The following is a 16,811-nucleotide window of genomic DNA, read 5'->3' on the forward strand; positions in this document are numbered from 1 at the left end:
AAATCCATCCGTGAGCATGCTCATTTCCCTCGAACCGACCAAAAAGTTGGCCCCTACGGCAAACAAGGCGCGGTTCAAGTTGCCCGACGACTAAAGGCGCTCAAGCGTAAGGAAGACAGCGCATTCCTTCTGCAGCGCCATCAGGTTGTCGATCCCGGCGGTGATGTCGAACCGCGCCTTGAGCGGGGCCAGCGCATCCACTGTGGCGGCTTCCACAAACCGATCATGGAAATGGCGGCGGCGGTTGCGGTCTGAGGGCTCGGGGCGCAGTTGGGCAAACAACCCTTTCCTGCCAAGCAGCCGCTCGGCCTCAGCGATCTGATCGCGTAGCGGCAGGTCGGGTGTGTTGTCAGGTTCCCACACCAGCGTCAGGCGGCTCACCTGCACTCCCTGCCTCTTCAGCATGTCAAGAAAGGCCTCCAGTCGTTCGCGCTGCGGTGGGCGCGCAAGGCACCAAGGGTCTTCGATGTGCAGATCCACTTGCCGGCCGGAAATCGCCTCGAAAACGGGAGCAAGATTTCGCTGCGTGCCGGGACGATAGTCAAAGCGGCGGATTCGGGCGTTGAAGGCCTCCAGCACGCCCTTTCGCAACGAAAGCTCACGGATGTTGCACCCTATCCAGCTTTCCGTCACAGCCCTGCGCCCGAAATGCGACACGCCCGCCAATGGCCCTTCCAGCACAGGGGCTGCATCGGCCTCGGCCCAAAATTCCTCTACCGCATCGGTCTTGACCACCGTCAGCCGCGGTGCTGCGGCAAGCCGATCGGCACGGGTAAGATGAACCTCGATCTGTGCATTGCGCTCATACTCCACCAATCCGTCCACCAGGCGCCGGTCCAGCCCCGTGGCTTCGGCCCCGGCCATATCGGCCGTCTCCGGAAGCAGGTAATAGAGCTTCCTCGTTCGATCATCGTCCAGCCAACGGCGCAAGGCCCGCAGACTTGCGGCCGCCTGTTCATGCCCCTGCGCGCCCCAAAGCTGTTGCGCAGCAAGAATGATTAGGCTGGCCCCCTGCAGACGCAGGCCAAGTGTTTCGGCCGCGGTATTGGCAATCGGCACCACATCCGCCGGCGCAAACGGGGGCCGGGGTTGCGTCTGGGCCAGCACGCCCGTAAGCCAGGCTCGCACTGGGTGCCGGTTCAGCTTGTCCCAGTGCTGCTGGTTGGAAAAATCGTTCAGGCAGTGCGGGCAACTTGTCTCGCAGGCATCGCCGCTCGGGCATTCCAGGATCTGCAAGGCCCGCCCGATCACGGCGCGCGCGGAAAAGCGTGGCTCATCATCGGCCAGAAGGCGGCGGCAATAGCCAGCCCCGCCCGGCACGGCGTCGGACAGGATGACCGACGGCTGCCCGGACGGAATCTCGGCCGTGGCGCGGATATCGCGCGGGTCCGTCTCCAACAGGTCGGTCGCCGCCAGCCTCAGCGCCTCTGACAGCGTGCGGACAAAGCCTTCGCGTGCCTCGCGGGTTTCACTTTCCTTCTTACGCCCAAAATCGGGCAAGGGGGTCGAAAAGCGGATCGCCCGCAGGTCGGTTTCGAAGATGTGGGCCAGATCGACGGGCCAGCCCAGCTTGTCCACCTGGCAGGTCTCGCCGCTGCGTGGATTGTTGTGGCGCTTCTGCACCTCGGCCCCATGTGCCAGATCACGCGGGGCGGGCATGGCGAACTCGCAGCGCGGACAGCACAGATAGCCCCTGCCCTGCGGACCACGGTTCACGATGAACATCTGCCCCGGCTTTTCCCTGCTGCGTGGTACTGCCGGGGCGAAAAAGCTCATCACACCATTCAGGTCGGACGGTCGGAAGTCCTCTTCCATCGCGCGGGTCAGCAACCGCGCCTCATCCACCGGTCGGACACGCAGGCGCGATGAACCGGGGTCACGGCCCATGCGCCCGGTGTAGGATGTAAGGAATCCGAAGGGTTCGATGAAGCGCGCCTTCAGCCCTTGCTGGCCAGCCCCGCATTGCGGGCAACTTTCCTCGAAGCCCTCGCGGTCGTCGTGAATTTGCACATGGTTGCAGGAAGGGCAGATGCGGTAATAGCCCTTTTCGGTCCAAGCATCCCCGCCGCCGATCGCAGCCTTGCGGGCGATGCCTTCGCTGGTCCAGATGCGGCCCCCCGCCACCACCTCAGCCCCAGGAGCATATTCCGCGATGGCAAGGCTGGCATCCCTGTCCAGTTGCAGCGCTCGGCCCTGATCGCCGTGCGACTGTTGATCGGTCACGATTTCCAGATGAATGGAATGAACTGGGAAGCTATAGGTCGGGATCACGGCTGCGCGCGACATCGCCTCGACCACAAACCGGTCCAGATACAGCTTCTTGTCGCGCATCCGGCCGTTTGCCCGTCTTAGCGCCTTCTGGGCTTCCGCATCAGTCGTGGCCGCATGATGCGCAGCCATGGCCTGTTCATAGCCCTCGTGTATCCCGCGCCAGCGCCCGGCGATTACGGCGACAAATCCTTCCACCTTCTGCAGGAAATGCGCCGCCAGATCGGCCCCGCGCAGGGCGACCGACGCCAGCGAACCGGGAAGCGTTCCCGCCAGAGCATCGGCAGATGCTAGCGCCGCCTTGCCCGCATCCGACGCCAGCCAGGATCGCAGATCGGCCAGAATGGCGGCTTCGCGCGCATGGTCCAGATTTTCGCCGAGAATGTCGCGCAACTGCGGCGCGCCTGTCTTGGTGGAACCAGCAAGGCGATGCTCCAGCCAGCCCGACAGGATTATGGACACCTGGTGACGGCGGAAGAAGTCGGGGTTTTCTAGGGTCAGGTAGGGCGGCGCCGGCAGCGCCTCCAGATAGGATTGCAGGTTGCGGAAACTAGACTGGTCATACCGGCTTCCCCGCGCCAGCATCAGGGCAATCGGCGCGACTTGTGCCCGTCGACCGGCACGGCCCGCACGCTGCTGGTAATTCGCGATACCCGGCGGAACGTTGCGGCAGAACACGGCCTCAAGATCGCCCAGATCAACCCCCATTTCCATCGTGGTGGTGCAGCTAAGCAGGTTCACCTCACCCCGCCGGAATCGCTCTTCGATCTCGGCCCGTTCCGATACGCCGATGGCAGCGGTATGTTCGCGGGCGATAGCGCTTTGCGGTCGCGCGCGATAGCGCTCAAGATAGTGGTTCGAACTTTCAGCAACCGCGCGCGCCTCGCGCGATACCTTCTCCACCTCGCCGGCGCAGCGCCACGCGGTGCACTGGCCTTCCAGATCGACATGCGCGACCGCCCCGCAACTGTGGCAGCGATACAGGCTGCCAGCAGGTGCCGGAACGAACCGCAATGCCGCCAAGTTTAGCACATGACCATGACCTCCCGGTTTCAGAAGGCCCGAGCCGGGCCGCGTGGCCGCCTGCCAGAAGGCGCGCATCGCGGTGCCGATCTGATCGGGCGAAAAACCCAGCTTCTGGCCCATAAGCCAGCTGATACGGTTCTGCGCGTTTGGCGCTGGCATCAGCGTGTGCAACCGGCGCGACGCCTTCACCCGGACTTCGGCCCAGGAAATGTCACCGCTGGCCTTGCCCTCGCCCCAAAGGGTTTCATCCGTCAGGTCAATCACCCCACCCAGATCGTTGATCGCGCGGGAATAGCGGATCTGATCCAGCAGGAACCGCACCAGTGGCGCGGCAAGGTGCCGCCGGCCTTCGGGCAGGGCTTGGGCCACGCTGCGCACCACCTGATCCTCACCGTGATACTGCACCTCCATCAGGCCCAGCGTTTCCAGCGAAAGCCGCAGGGCGCCGTCACACAATTCGCCGGCAATCAGCGCCATCAGCCTGTCCTTCACCGCCGTGCTGCCCAGGGGATCGGGGTTGCGCCGGTCGTAAAGCCGGAATCCCTCACGCCGCATGGCCCGCCATACCCCTTCCTTCAGCCCTTCCAGATCCAGCTTCTCGTCCTCGGCCCGCTTCAGCGCCTCGACCATCGCAGCGCGCAGGGCCTGATCCCGGGCAGTGCGTTCGAAGAATGGGGCGAAGAATGCCGCATCCTGACGGTTGTCGGCAAAAACCAGCAGGTTGCGCCCCTTCATCGGCGCGTCCGACTCGCGGTTGGCCGGCGGTGGCAGGGCTTCGATCAGCGTCTGTGCAGCGACCGCAGCCAGCGCATCGTCACCGGGGTTGATCGCCGTCACCGGCTCAGCATAGCGGCCACCCCTTTGCCCGCAAGATAGGCATCGCTTCACATAGCTGCGCCGCTCCTCGGTGTCCTGCACCATCTCGGCCTCTTGCAGCCCCAGCAGACCATCCGCGGGCCCGTCTATCAGGTCGCCGGTCTTAGGATCGAACCAGAACAGCTCCACCGCCTCGGCCCCGGCGGCCTCAACCTCTTCGGCATCGTCCTCAAACGCGCTCTGACCCGCGCCGACCAGCCGCAACACGCGGCGCGTACCTCGCTGCGCCAAATCGGGCCGGGGATGCAGAGCATGGCCATCATCCCATCCCTCGACATAGGGCTCGCCACAGTTGCGACAGACCAGAAGCGGATAGGCCGGAACGCCATCCACATGCGTTCCGGCACGATGCACGACTGGCATCCCGTCCCAATGCTCGGGATTTTCAGCTGACAGCGTCAGTGCAAGGCCCTCCACGCCCGATGCCGCCAGGTGATAGCGCGCCGGCAAAAGCGGAAAGGCGCCTAGTATAGCGGGCTTGGCCAGAACACCGGCAGCAATCAGCGCGGTCAAGGCCTGGTGGGCAAGCCCCGAATCGTCGCCAAAGATCGTTCGCGCCAATCCGTCGAACGGCAGAGACCGGCACATTAATGCCCGTGCCACCTGCCTAACCTCGGCCAATCCAGATAGTGCATGAATTAGCGCCTCGCCCAGATGCTGGCCTTCCAGCCGCAGCGCGTCGATCCCCGCCGCCTCCATGGCGGCGTTCCATTCGCCCACTTGATGTTCGGCATTCTCATCGGAAAAAAGGTTCGCGGCGCGTAGCTGGGCAATTACCTCGCCGATCTGCACCCAGGTCTTCGCGTCAAACCCATGGGCTGCATCGCCTTCGATCAGCTGCGGGTGCAGCCGCCGCGCTGACGTGATGACCGCGGCATCCCCGCTGGGAAAGGGTTCGCCGAAAAGGTTTTCGGCAAAGCGCGCCAGTTCATCGCGCCGTGCCGGATCAAGGCTGGCCGAGGTACCCACGCAACGCAGCCGCCCCGGGGCCAGTCCCAGCTGGGTTTTCAGCTTGCGCAGCAGAAATGCCACCTCGATGGCCTGCGCCCCGGTATATGTGTGCACTTCATCCAGCACGATCCATTTCAGGTCGGCCTCTTCCAGAAGCCGGCGGTTGCGCGGCAGAAGCAGGATGTGCTCCAGCATGGCATAGTTCGTAATCAGGATATGCGGTGGCGTGTCCAGCATCTCTTGCCGCGACAACAGCCAGCTGGCCGGAACGCGGGCCGCATCGGGAAAATTCGCTTGGAACGACGGGCTTTGCACCAGGTCGTTTTCAACGTCGCTGCGTATCTCATTCGACCGGACTTGACCGGTGTATCGGCCCAGCGTGATGCCGGGGTCCTTCAGATCAGCAAACAGCAGTCGCGAGATGCGGTGCATCTGGTCATTGGCCAGCGCGTTCAGCGGATAGACCAGAACGGCCCGAACCCCGGGGCGCGCCAGATCAGGGTCGCGCAGCAAGCTGTCGACCAGCGGAAACAGGAAGGATTCCGTCTTGCCCGAACCGGTTCCCGTGGCCACCAGATAGTTTTCTTCCAGCCCGATGGTCGCCGCCTGATGCAGATGCAACGGTCGGTCCATCAGGGCGCGCCCACTGTCGCTGCCCTCTAGCGCCATCCAGCCCTTGTGCAGCCGCCCGTCCTGCACCATCCGGCGGATCGAAGCGCCCTTTTCGAAATCCGGCAGGCTTTCCACAAATGGGCCCTTCACCAGATCGGCCGCCGCAATCGTTGCCGCCACGCGCTGCGACAAAAGCGGCGCCCGGGCCGCCGAAACCCCCGCGGCAGTCGAGGTATAGCGGGCAAGCGTTTCACGCAGCCGGTCCTTGAACAGTAATGGGTCGAGTTCGTGGGTCATGGACGTACCTTGGCCAGCTGCCAGACAAGAAGGAAATAGAAGAACAATTCGGGTGCGAGTCGCAGTAGGAACCCGACGGATGCCAATACATCGCCCGGTCGCCAGCTCAGGGTAGTGGCTAGGGTATCGATGAACTGCCTGGCTGATCCTGTCCGGCTGGCGCGGGCGAACTCGGAAAGGGTGGCCGCAACGGCCAAATCGATCGCATGAGGACGGTCATCTTCGGGTCGGCGCTTTGGCATGGGCGGGCGCCATACGGGCGGACACTGAGCCAGCACGTGAAGGGCAAGGGTCGACAAGGCTTCCGCGCGCCGGCTGTTGCCGCCGCTCTCGCTCGGTGAATCGAACAACACATTGGCCGCCTCGAATCTCTCCAGCATGCGTAGCTGTGCGGCCCGCAGATGGGCCGGGCCCATGATCGGTGTGCCATGCCAGAACCATCCCGCTCCGGCATCGGTATCCAGCGGCGCAAAAAGCTTGAAGAAGCGTTCAGGCCGAAAGCCCGCCAGCACCGTTTCGGCGTTCCGTTCAGCTTCGGTGGCATTAGCAAAGGCAATCAGCGCCTGCGCATGCAACAACCCCTCGCGCAGGCGTTCCCGCGAAAACGCACTCAGCATGGAACCTGCTCTCAGCCCATCATCGGTCTGATCGGCCAAAGCATCAAACGCAGCCGGCAGGGCAGAATACAGCCCGGGATCGATCTCCACCGGGTGCACCATCGGCACCCAGCTTGGCGAAGTTTCCCCCGGCATCGGCAAAAGCGCCGCCCGCATGAGAAGCCCACTCGATAGGGGCAGGCCTGCTATCATAGCTCCCAGCTTACGCCATCGAGGCAGCAGGCTGCGTTCCAAACCATGGTCCAGCCAGCAGTCCACCGCATAACAATCCGAAAGCCAGCGGCACAGTGTCTCAAACCGGGTCTGGATGAAATCGACTGGCGCATCAGACAGGCTGTGCGAAGCTGTCAGCGGCAAGGCATAGGTATCGCCCCTTCCGTTCCGTAGGGGACGCCATCCAAGATCCGGGTTAGCGATGTCTGGCCGCACGAAAATCTTCCCGATCATCAGTCCTTGATTGGCTGGCTGCTGGGCGATGGTGAGCGTCACGTCGCGGGCGTCAGTGCCAGATAGCTCGGCACGCAGCCACTCGGACGCCGCCCGGCGTACGGGCCGTCTCCCCAGGGCGATCTCGTGAAAGCTTCGCTTGCCCATCTCGTCCTCGGCCTCGACCGCAACAGCATCAATGGCCGTGCTAATGGCAAAGGTGGCTTGCACCCCAACCCGGACTAGTCGCAGATCAAACCGCGCGGGCTGAAGTGCGTCTACGACCTCGAACAGCACCACCTCGGCCCCGTTCGACCGTCGCAGCACAACTGCAGCGTTCCGCCCCACAAGCTCTGAAATCGCGATATTGCGGGTCATCCCCAATGCAAAAGGCTGGGCTTCGTGCCGCGCCCCAACCCGCAAGGCCGCCCCGCGATCCGGGCACCGAATCGAGACATGGCCGAACCTATCTTCCGCACCTACGCCAATGCGGGCGCCCAAAGGCACCGGGCTGACTGCCCCATCCGACCGCAGGCGCTGCAGACTGATGTCGGGCCAAACGAGGTGGAACGGCACGACCTCCCCCTCGATCCCGAAGGCGGCGGTGGCATGAGCGTAGCCCCCCTTGGGATCAAGCTGCAGGCCGCCCTCAAAGGACGTGACATGCTGGGAATGCGAAGGCAGAAAGTTGGATGGCGCTGCAGAGCAAATCAGGTCCAGCCCCCGCGCACATTCAAACCCTGGCCAGACAAACGCGCCAAAGGTGATGCCGGCTGACCGCGCTTCCCTGTCGGGCGCCAGAAGTTCCAACCGTAGTCGCGCCGGCCTCGAGGGAAGGCCGGGCGGCAGGAAATCGGCCAAAGCGCATTCACCAAGGCCCTCTGTCACAGCGACGTCGATCACCGTTTCTACGCCGGCCACGCGCATGCGCATGCGCCGAGTTTCGTTGGTCTGCAACCCGGTCTCGACCCTGACCACTGCGTGCGGTCCGAACAGTCGCCCCTGCCGGCCAATGGCGATCACTCCGCCGGTCAACCCCAAGCGGCGGCGCGGCCGGGTCGCCAGCGTCATGCTTTGTCCGCCGATCCGCAGAACCTTCGGCCTCTGGTCTAGCAATGCGCGCTGCAGAAAACAGCCGTCGCCAAGGGGCACCGACTCCAGATTGTCCAGCGTAAAGGGGCGCCGCGCTGCAACAAGTGCCTCGGATGTATCCAACATCAGATCGCGGAGGCCATTGGCCGCACCTTCCCACAGGAACTGGCCAACCGTTAGGTCGAACACAGCAAAGTGGCCGTCATCGGCCAGAAACTCCAGCGCAAAGGGCATTCCGTCGATCAGCCCCGACAAACGCTTGGGCCAGGGTTGCTCCAGCGCCCAGTCCTCGCCCCCTTTCAGCCGCAGAGGCCGAGCCGCATCATCCATCTGCACGGCGATCCGCCCGTTTGCGCGAGGCAGCCGCAAGGCCAGCCCGTCGGCGTCCCAGACCAGCCGCGGACGGGGCGGAAGGGCCGCGGCCAACCCAACGCGGGCACGCTCTTTTCCGGCCCGGTCAAAGCATTCGGCAAAGTAACTTTCGAACGGGCTTTTTGCCAGAAATCCAGTCGGATTTGCCGCAACCCGCGCATAAAGCCGGGCGTGCCAGGCCGTTTCATCCCAAAGGATCGACCGCCGGGGAGTGATGACCGTGGGATGCAGGAACTCCAGCGCATCGTCTTCCCATCGGTTCAGCAACGTCGAGGAATCCACCGGCGGCGCACCGAACAGGTCATGCTGGCGCTGGAACGCTTCGATAAGCTGCTGCACATGTGCCCGCGGCACCCCCGCATGCAGAAGATAAAGGTCCACCATCCGTTCCAGCCCCCGGCTGGGCAAGCCCAGCCTGTCACACAGGGCCAGAAAGCTCCGATGCAAGCCCTCCCTCACCGCTGGCGTTCCAAGCCGCACGCCCAGCACATCTTCCAGATGCGCGTAGATGCGCAGGTCATTGCCGCCGTAACTGTCATTCAGCGCATGGGTCACTGCCCACCCCGCTAGGTATCCATGCGCGTGGAACAACCCCGGAATGGCTTGTGCCCTGCCACCCAGAAAGGTGCGTACTCGCGAAAGGGCCTCCTCGCGTGATTGCTCGCTCAGAGAGAGCAGACCAAGGAATGGGGGGGCTTCGGCACGTTTCAGCTGTTGGAAAAGAAGAAAGTCGGATGCTCGACAGTTCACGAAATCACCGCGTAAAATATTCATCTTTGTCAGATCGTTGCGCACAATCTGCACAACTTCAAGGCAATATCTGCTGCTTTATACTTCGCCCTCTGGATTAGAACCCTTCTGAAATAGTCCGCGCTCGACCTTCTCTGCAGAACATAATTCAACCTCAGTGGGCTTTGGCGGAGCAATCAACCGCGCAGCACAAACTCGACGGTCTCTATCATGGAATTGCTGAGCGTCTCCGGAGCTGGGGAATCAAGGCGCAGTTGGAATACCTCGACGCATGAATCGCTGAACTCGATCGTGAACTTAATGCGCCCGCACCTTCGTCTGTGCGTCAGTGCCCAATTCTCACGGACCTCTATCGCTGCAAAGCGACTGAACTGGCGCTGACGCTTGCTGACACGGCTATCATCTAGCCAGCTCGGGTGAGCTACTCCCCCAAAATCGGACAGTGACGGAAGCTACGATCTGAAGTCTGCTGGTCTCCAAGCACGAGGAGATCAGGACATGTCGAAGCGCAGGAACCACGACGCAGCATTCAAGGCGCGTGTGGCGCTGGAGGCCGTGAAGGGAGAGCGCACGGTGTCGGATCTGGCGCCGAATATGGCGTGCATCCGACGATGATCCACCAATGGAAGCGTCGCTGCTGGCGGGTGCCACAGGCATCTTCGAACGCGGTGGTAAGGCCGCTATGGCGGCGGAGGTTGCCGAAGAAACGGTCCGCGACCTGCACGCCAAGATCGGAGAACTGGCCGTGGCCAACGATTTTTTGTCCAGAAAGCTCAAGCCTTGGATCGGGAAGTGATGCGCGGGATGGTCGAGAAGAACCACCCAAGCCTGTCGGTCGGGGCGCAATGCCGTCTGCTGTCGATCTCGCGGTCATCGTTCTACTACGCGCCACGGGGCGAGACGGTGATGAACCTCGACCTCATGCTGCTGATCGACAAGCAGTTCCTGGAAACCCCTTTCTATGGCGTGCGGCAGATGACGTGGCACTTGCAGAACGAGGGCCATGCTGTGAACTGCAAGCGCATCCGGCGACTGATGCGGCTCATGCGCCTGATGCCGATCTACCAGAAGCCCGACACCAGCCGGCCTGCGAATGGGCACAAGACCTACCCCTATCTGCTGGGTGGGCTAAGGGTGGAGCGGCCCAACCAGGTCTGGTGCGCCGACATCACCTACCTGCCCATGCGCCGCGGCTTCCTCTATCTGGTCGCCGTCATGGACTGGTTCACCCGCAAGGTTCTGGCCTGGCGTATCTCGAACACGCTTGAGGCCGACTTCTGCATCGAGGCGCTGAACGAGGCAGTCCACAAGTTTGGCCCGCCCGAGATCATGAACACCGATCAGGGCAGCCAGTTCACATCCTTCGCCTGGACCGACCGGTTAAAGCGTATCGGCACCCGGATCTCGATGGACGGCAAGGGCGTTCGGCGATGGCCTCACCCTCGACAACATCTTCATCGAACGCCACTGGCGATCCCTGAAGTATGAATGCGTCTACCTGCATGCGAGGGAGACGGGGACACAGGCCAAGGCAGGCATCGGGCGCTGGATCACCTTCTACAACCACCATCGCCCACACACCGCCCATGGTGGACAGCCGCCCGCCGTAGTCTACTTCAACACCATCGAAACCGATCCGCAGGCGCAGGCAGTAGCTTAAGTCAGCCGGAAATCTGTCCAAGGATCGGGGAGTAGCTCAACCACGCACGCCGTCAGAGCAGCAATACAGCGATCGCAAGCTTCGCTCGCGCAGCTGAGCCGAGAACTGGGCATCAACCCCAAGACGGTAGCGAAGTGGCGCAAACGTGCGGCGGTCGAGGACATGAAGACCGGGCCGAAGGAACCGCGGTCGACAGTGCTGACCGAGGAAGAGGAGGCAGCGGTCGTCGCCTTTCGAAGGCACACACTGCTGCCGCTGGACGACTGCCTCTATGCTTTGCAGCCCTCGATTCCGCACCTCACGCGGTGAGCACTGCATCGGTGCCTGCAACGGCACGGCATCTCGCGTCTGCCGGATGTGGAGGGTGACAAGCCCGGGCGGCAGAAGTTCAAGCGGTACCCCATCGGCTTCTTCCACATCGACATTGCCGAGGTGCAGACCGCCGAAGGAAAGCTCTTTCTCTTTGTGGGAATCGACCGGACGTCCGAGTTCGCTGTCGCCCAACTGGTTGCGACAGCGGACAGAAAGACAGCCTGGGAGTTCCTGCAGCACATGCTCGAAGCCGTACCCTACCAAGTCCACACGGTTCTTACCGACAATGGCATTCAGTTCGCAGAGCAGCTGCGGAACCGGAACACCATCTACTCCCGGCCAATGCGCTTCGACATGATCTGCGAGGCGAACGGCATCGAGCACAGACTCACCAAGCCCAACCATCCGTGGACCAATGGCCAGGTGGAGCGGATGAACCGGACGATCAAGGAAGCGACCGTGAAACGGTTCCACTACGAAAACCACGATCAGTTGCGTACTCATCTCGCCGACTTCCTGGCAGCCCACAACTTCGCCAGGCGCCTCAAAGACCCTCGGCGGCCTCACGCCCTACGAATACATCTCCAAAATCTGGACATCAGGGCCGGATCGTTTCATCCTCGATCCGATCCACCAGATGCCGGGACTGAACACCTAGTGACGATTCCCTCGGGCTTGCGCTTCTTCTGGGGCAATTCTTCGTCTTCCAAATGGCTCGAAAGCCTCACGACATGGACGACCAGTTTTCAAGGCGCAGGCGATCGGCGGCGCAACCAGCCCGTCATCGTGATCAGAACCGGAAAACTCCGGGCCTTGGCGGTCAAAGGTTAGGCCTCACAGCATCTTGGGACGCGCTCTGGTCGCAGGTGCAGAAACAATCCCGTGGCCGGTCACGAGTGATAAACAATGATAAGCCCGTTAGCATCCGAACATCTGAACCTTCAAATTCAAACAGTCTGCACTGCGGGTCAGCATTGCACTTGCCCCAACTTCCGCCAGTGTTGTGGCTTCAGCAATGCAAAAATCTTTGCTATCGGCAGTCGGATTTCGCTCAGATTCGATTGGCGCGCCGGCCAGCCCTGTGGGCTGGCCTGAGTACACTGCAACAGTCTAGAGAAGGTCCCGCCGGCGAAGCGCAAACCCAAGGCAAAGCGCCCCGGCCAGAAGTGGCAAGCTGGCTGGCAGTGGAACCTGGGCGGGACCTTCTCCTTCTAGAGACCATACAATAACACCTCCGCACCAGTCTCCACACCACTCTTGGCCAGGTTCGAGAGCGTCGTAAAAGTCAAAGTAGTGATCAAAGAGTGGCATATCGAGCATGAATACCACCAGATTCACATCTCTGAAGTCCGATCCAAAAGTGTAGTTGACAATTCCTCCCTTGCTCGAGACCTCATCAAGGGCCGTCAAATCACCCCAGTCGTCATACCCAAGCACCTTAAGCGTAACTTCGTACGGTTTTGATGCCATCGCCCAAGTCTTAAGGGCGATACCTTCGTCATCGTTGGGCGGTTGAGCATCATCTGAACTTCGCCAGATGTAGTTCTGGAACCACAGTTCGGCAGAAGTGATGGTGAACGCCCTGCCATCCTTTCTGGTCAAGAATGTTGTAAAGGCCCCGCTGTCGTCGTGCACATAAGTGAAGCCATCCGGATACGACATGCTGTTTGACCAGAGGTATTCGCCATTGCTCAAGCAATAGGCGTTGCCATCATATGTCTCATAGTCGGGGCCGCATGGAACCTCTGTCGCCGTCCCCGTCACCAGCGTAGCTGCCTCCGCCTGTCCTCCCAAGAATGCAGCCGCCAAAATCGCAAAAAAGCGCATTGAGCAATCTCCCTGACACTCATCACAACGTGAACGTGTCATGGCATTTGTGATTCTCCAATGGCAAGGAAAAGCGCGACCCAGAGAATTTGGTGCTTTGTGGTGCCCCGAGTTTCCTAGACGCCCGCCTCATTCAGTGTCCGCTGCCTGACTTCGATGTCAACGCGCGACTCCATGCCGTTGTTCTTCTGCTTACACTGCGGGTTGTATCGCAACTTGATGTACTCAAGTATGCCCCGCCTTGCGGCTTCTCGCGTCGGGTAGCGCGTGACGGCAAATGTCGGTCACGCTCCGGCTCACTTGATTACTTTGTCGATGAAACCCAGCGTGTTCGCGTTCTCAAGCAAAGTGCGGACCTTGCTTCGATCAAGACCATTCGGCACTTCCGCATCGATCTCGAGTTTTAGCGTCACCTCGCTGTCCGGCAGAACGGTAAGCTGTTCAATGATCGCTTCCACGATCTGGCGCATTTCGTGGGCAGGACGATCGGCAGAAATCAACACAGTCCCGATGAACCTGGTTGGCTCCCTCTCCACCTGAACGGCGCCCTCCGCGGAACGAAGCACTTTCTGTTCGGTCGCGGCATTGGACTGTATGTGTGCCGGTTCCGATGACGCAGCGATGGCTGCTGTGGTTTCGATGGCCTGCCTTTCTGCAACCTCAGGCCTAACGATGACGCTGTCTGCGTCTATGACAATCGGTGCGTTGGCCGCATTCTGGAGCACCAAGCCGATGTACCGGCCGCCCTTGTCGTCCCACCGTTCCGCATACGAGAACGGGCCAGGAACCATTGCCTCCACCGACGACCGCACTGTCTTTAAGAGCACATTTCGATCCTTGACCCGTGGCAGATAGATATACCGGTTCAAGTACTCCCAAAGATCTCGAAGAAGCAGGTGATCCTTGCCATTCCAGATATACTTCTGAAGTTCGCGGTCGAGACGAGCTGGTCCGAGCTCTGGGAGCAAGCCCTCGTCACTGGCCAACTTCTTACTGGCGCGAGATAAGAGACCGTCCTGCGCCGGCACTTTCGAAGCGATCCACTCCAAGTCTGCCTGCGCACCATCTTGCACAGGATAGAGAAGGTAACACCAGGCTTCCTTGAGTCTCGTCTTCACCGTTTCTGCCGCCTCAGCCACTTTTGACTTGGCAAGCAAGCTGTCGCGCTGCGTCAGATTCAAACGGTCTGTATCCCTGACGATACCGGCCCAGGCCAAGAACGAGCGCATCGCCTCTTTGACCCCATCTAACTGTCGTGACTCTGCTGCGAGGAAGACGAGCATGTTCCGATACACCCGAGGCGTTGCCCCCCGCTGCAGCAGTATGTTCTTCGCTTCGATCAGGGCGTCAGAACTGTCGCGCCCCGTGTGGGGATGGTCTACGCCGAGCACAACCGCACGCACGCCGCCTGGTTCATCAGGGACATCGGCTGAGCTGCTTGGTGCCACCTGAACGGCATCGAAGAAGCCGCGGTCACCAATACCATTGATGTAGACTGACAAGGCCTTGTCAATTTCTAGCAGAACCATTGGCTCCTCGATCTGCCCTGCCCGATCCGCCGCGAGGCGATTGAGGCTGGCCGACATAGAATACCAATAGCGACCGAGATCGCCGTGCATGAACCGGGCGTTATTCTCTAGCCGTCGAAGGGCATCGCCAAAGATGGCGGGACGTTCTCCCGGCTGCACGACGCCAAGATTGATCCGGCGATCATCGAGGCCCCTATTCTCCTGGCTGTAAAGCGGCGCGGTCCCCATGAAGATCGCTCGCGCAACTCGTCTGGTGGCCGAGTATCGGTTGAGGTTGGGAGAAGACTGGTCAATCCGGTAGGGAGTGGAGTTCGGCCCATCGACATCCCCTGCGATGATCGACTGCCACGACACGTCGAGGTAATGCAGTAGCTCAGGCTCAACCCTTGCAGAGCTGATGGAGACGCTGCCCGGCATGATCATCACCGACGGGTCGTTGTTCATCCACAACTCGTGGATCACTTGCGCCATCAGCCGCAGCACACCACGAGTACGCTGGAATTTCTCGAGCGATCCCCAGCTCGTATAGAGCTGATCGAAAAGCTCCGGATGGATCGGATAGGCCTTTTCCAGCTTGCGGCGATAGTCCTCGCCGTCACTGTTTTGCGGAAATGACTCAGGACTCTCCCGATACATCTTCGCGAACTGCTTCAACGTGTTGTCCCTGTGGTGAAACTTGTCACCGGGGATTTCCTTGAACAGGCGCCGACGGACGATCTCGTAGCTTTCTTCCTGGTCGGCCGGGCGCCAGCCGGTCTCGACCCGGCTGAAGGTCTGCTTCAGGCGTGACAGCGCCTCCTGGCCCCCTTCCCCGCCGACTTCAATCTGCGATGCGGGCAGCGATGCCACCAGCAGTGTGCCGGGGCTAGCCTTCACCGCCTCGGTCAGCGACTGCACGAAGGACAGGTTCGAGTCGAAGGACCCCGAGGGCAGCCCCTCAACCTTGTAGATCTGTCGAAGGTAGGCGACCCATTCGTCGATCAGGATCAGCGACGGCGCGCATTGCCGGAACAGGTCTTCCAGCAGGTTCGAACCCGGCGCTATGCCGTTCTCGTCGTTCTCGGCCACCAGCGCGTAACCCGCTTCGCCGCCAAGCTGGAACGCCAGTTCCCCCCAGGTCGTGCGGATCGGTCGGCCATAGTCCTTCTGTCGCTTTGCCGAATCCGAGGGCCCATAGGAGGTGCCCACCAGGACCGCCCGGTTGACCTTGCCCGGAACGGTCAGCCCCTCACGCGACAAAAGCTGGTCCAACCCGGGCAGATCCTCGACCGGCGTGCCACCCGCCATGTGGTAGAGCGCCAGCATTGAGTGGGTCTTGCCGCCGCCGAAGTTGGTCTGCAACTCTACAACAGGATCCCCGCCGATGCCCGACAGCCGCTTAGCCGCGCCGATCAGCAGGGTCGACAGGCCAGACGTCAGATAGGTGCGCGAGAAGAACTCCGTCGGATTGCGATACTCCGACGGCGCACTCCCATTGTGGACCTTGGCCAGGTCGGCGGCAAACTCGGCCTGCTGGAACTCGCCGGTCGCCACATCACGATGCGGCTCGACCACTTCGCGCCATGGCAACAGTCCGGCCACTGTGTCGACCGAGATGTCCAGCTTCTGACTCTTCCGACGCTCCTCGTTGCGCTGCAACTCTGTGAATTTGGTGCGTAAAATTGTATCTCGCATGGCGGCAATCTTGTCAGCCGCCTCACTGGCACTCACGGCCTCCAGAAGCCGCCGCATGCTGTCCAAGGCTCGCTCGGCATCGTCGTAGGTGAATGTGCCGTCATGGGCCAGCTTGTTGCGGACATCGACCAACTCGTTGACGATGGATCGATGGGTCCGCTCAAGCGTGTTCCGGAAGCAGTCATTCCAGAACCGCTCCATGATCTGCAAGAGCTTCTGAGTATCCAGTGTGAACTTGCCATTCTGCTCAGGTCGCCACTGAGGGAAATCGGCAATGACCCTCTGTGGCCAGTTTGCCCCCAAGCCATTCTCCAGCGACCGCAAGACATAGCCATGCAGGCCGTCGCGCATGAACTCCATACCCTCGAACACATACTGGCGCGTCGACTTAGCCATCAGATCAATCCTACCTTTTCTGCTGAAGTTGGCCTTCAGTCACGGGGCAACAAACCATCAGTATTTCGTATTGGCGCTGGCAGGTTGTTCTTCTCGAGATGCGCCAGAATCTTGGCTTCGAACTGC

General features: G+C 61.3%; 5 protein-coding genes and 2 pseudogenes. 3 read left to right on the forward strand and 4 right to left on the reverse strand.

Translation table 11 applies throughout. The features are described 5' to 3' along the window. Positions 1-90: 90 nt before the first annotated feature. Both L0V05_RS07730 and L0V05_RS07735 read right to left on the reverse strand, forming a co-directional pair. Complete coding sequence (locus L0V05_RS07730) at positions 91-6,030, reverse strand: DEAD/DEAH box helicase (RefSeq protein ID WP_234869541.1); 5,940 nt, start codon at positions 6,028-6,030, stop codon at positions 91-93. Further along, positions 6,027-8,399, reverse strand: coding sequence for a hypothetical protein (locus L0V05_RS07735; RefSeq protein WP_234869542.1), 2,373 nt, complete (start codon positions 8,397-8,399; stop codon positions 6,027-6,029). Before L0V05_RS07735 ends, L0V05_RS07730 begins: the two co-directional genes overlap by 4 nt. 363 nt (positions 8,400-8,762) lie before the next feature. Between L0V05_RS07735 and L0V05_RS07740 the strand changes: the two genes are divergently transcribed. The 3 genes and pseudogenes from L0V05_RS07740 to L0V05_RS07750 all read left to right on the forward strand — a co-directional run bounded on the left by L0V05_RS07740 (position 8,763) and on the right by L0V05_RS07750 (position 11,917). Continuing rightward, entirely contained in the window at positions 8,763-9,107 is a 345-nt protein-coding gene (locus L0V05_RS07740) for a hypothetical protein (RefSeq protein ID WP_234869543.1), read from the forward strand. Between the two features lie 678 nt (positions 9,108-9,785). Beyond that, positions 9,786-10,947: pseudogene (locus L0V05_RS07745) on the forward strand (IS3 family transposase). Between the two features lie 63 nt (positions 10,948-11,010). Then, positions 11,011-11,917, forward strand: a pseudogene (locus L0V05_RS07750) (IS481 family transposase). 452 nt (positions 11,918-12,369) lie between these two features. On the opposite strand, the gene L0V05_RS07755 reads toward L0V05_RS07750, so the two are convergent. Together L0V05_RS07755 and L0V05_RS07760 are read right to left on the reverse strand one after the other, a co-directional pair. Then, a complete protein-coding gene (locus tag L0V05_RS07755; protein ID WP_234869544.1) occupies positions 12,370-13,086 on the reverse strand; it encodes a PEP-CTERM sorting domain-containing protein in 717 nt (238 codons plus the stop codon). A gap of 296 nt (positions 13,087-13,382) precedes the next feature. Then, positions 13,383-16,685 (reverse strand): DUF499 family protein, encoded by a 3,303-nt coding sequence (locus L0V05_RS07760; RefSeq protein WP_234869545.1) that lies wholly within the window; start codon positions 16,683-16,685, stop codon positions 13,383-13,385. Positions 16,686-16,811 lie beyond the last annotated feature (126 nt).

Origin of the sequence: Alitabrizicola rongguiensis (assembly GCF_021491355.1) — a bacterium.
GTDB classification, from domain to species: domain Bacteria; phylum Pseudomonadota; class Alphaproteobacteria; order Rhodobacterales; family Rhodobacteraceae; genus Aliitabrizicola; species Aliitabrizicola rongguiensis.

Excerpts from the sequence above, each read along its gene's own strand:
- L0V05_RS07730 (WP_234869541.1), bottom strand. The coding sequence starts at position 6,030 with ATGACCCACGAACTCGACCCATTACTGTTCAAGGACCGGCTGCGTGAA.
- L0V05_RS07735 (WP_234869542.1), bottom strand. The coding sequence starts at position 8,399 with ATGCCCTTTGCGCTGGAGTTTCTGGCCGATGACGGCCACTTTGCTGTG.
- L0V05_RS07740 (WP_234869543.1), top strand. The coding sequence starts at position 8,763 with ATGCAGGAACTCCAGCGCATCGTCTTCCCATCGGTTCAGCAACGTCGA.
- L0V05_RS07755 (WP_234869544.1), bottom strand. The coding sequence starts at position 13,086 with ATGCGCTTTTTTGCGATTTTGGCGGCTGCATTCTTGGGAGGACAGGCG.
- L0V05_RS07760 (WP_234869545.1), bottom strand. The coding sequence starts at position 16,685 with ATGGCTAAGTCGACGCGCCAGTATGTGTTCGAGGGTATGGAGTTCATG.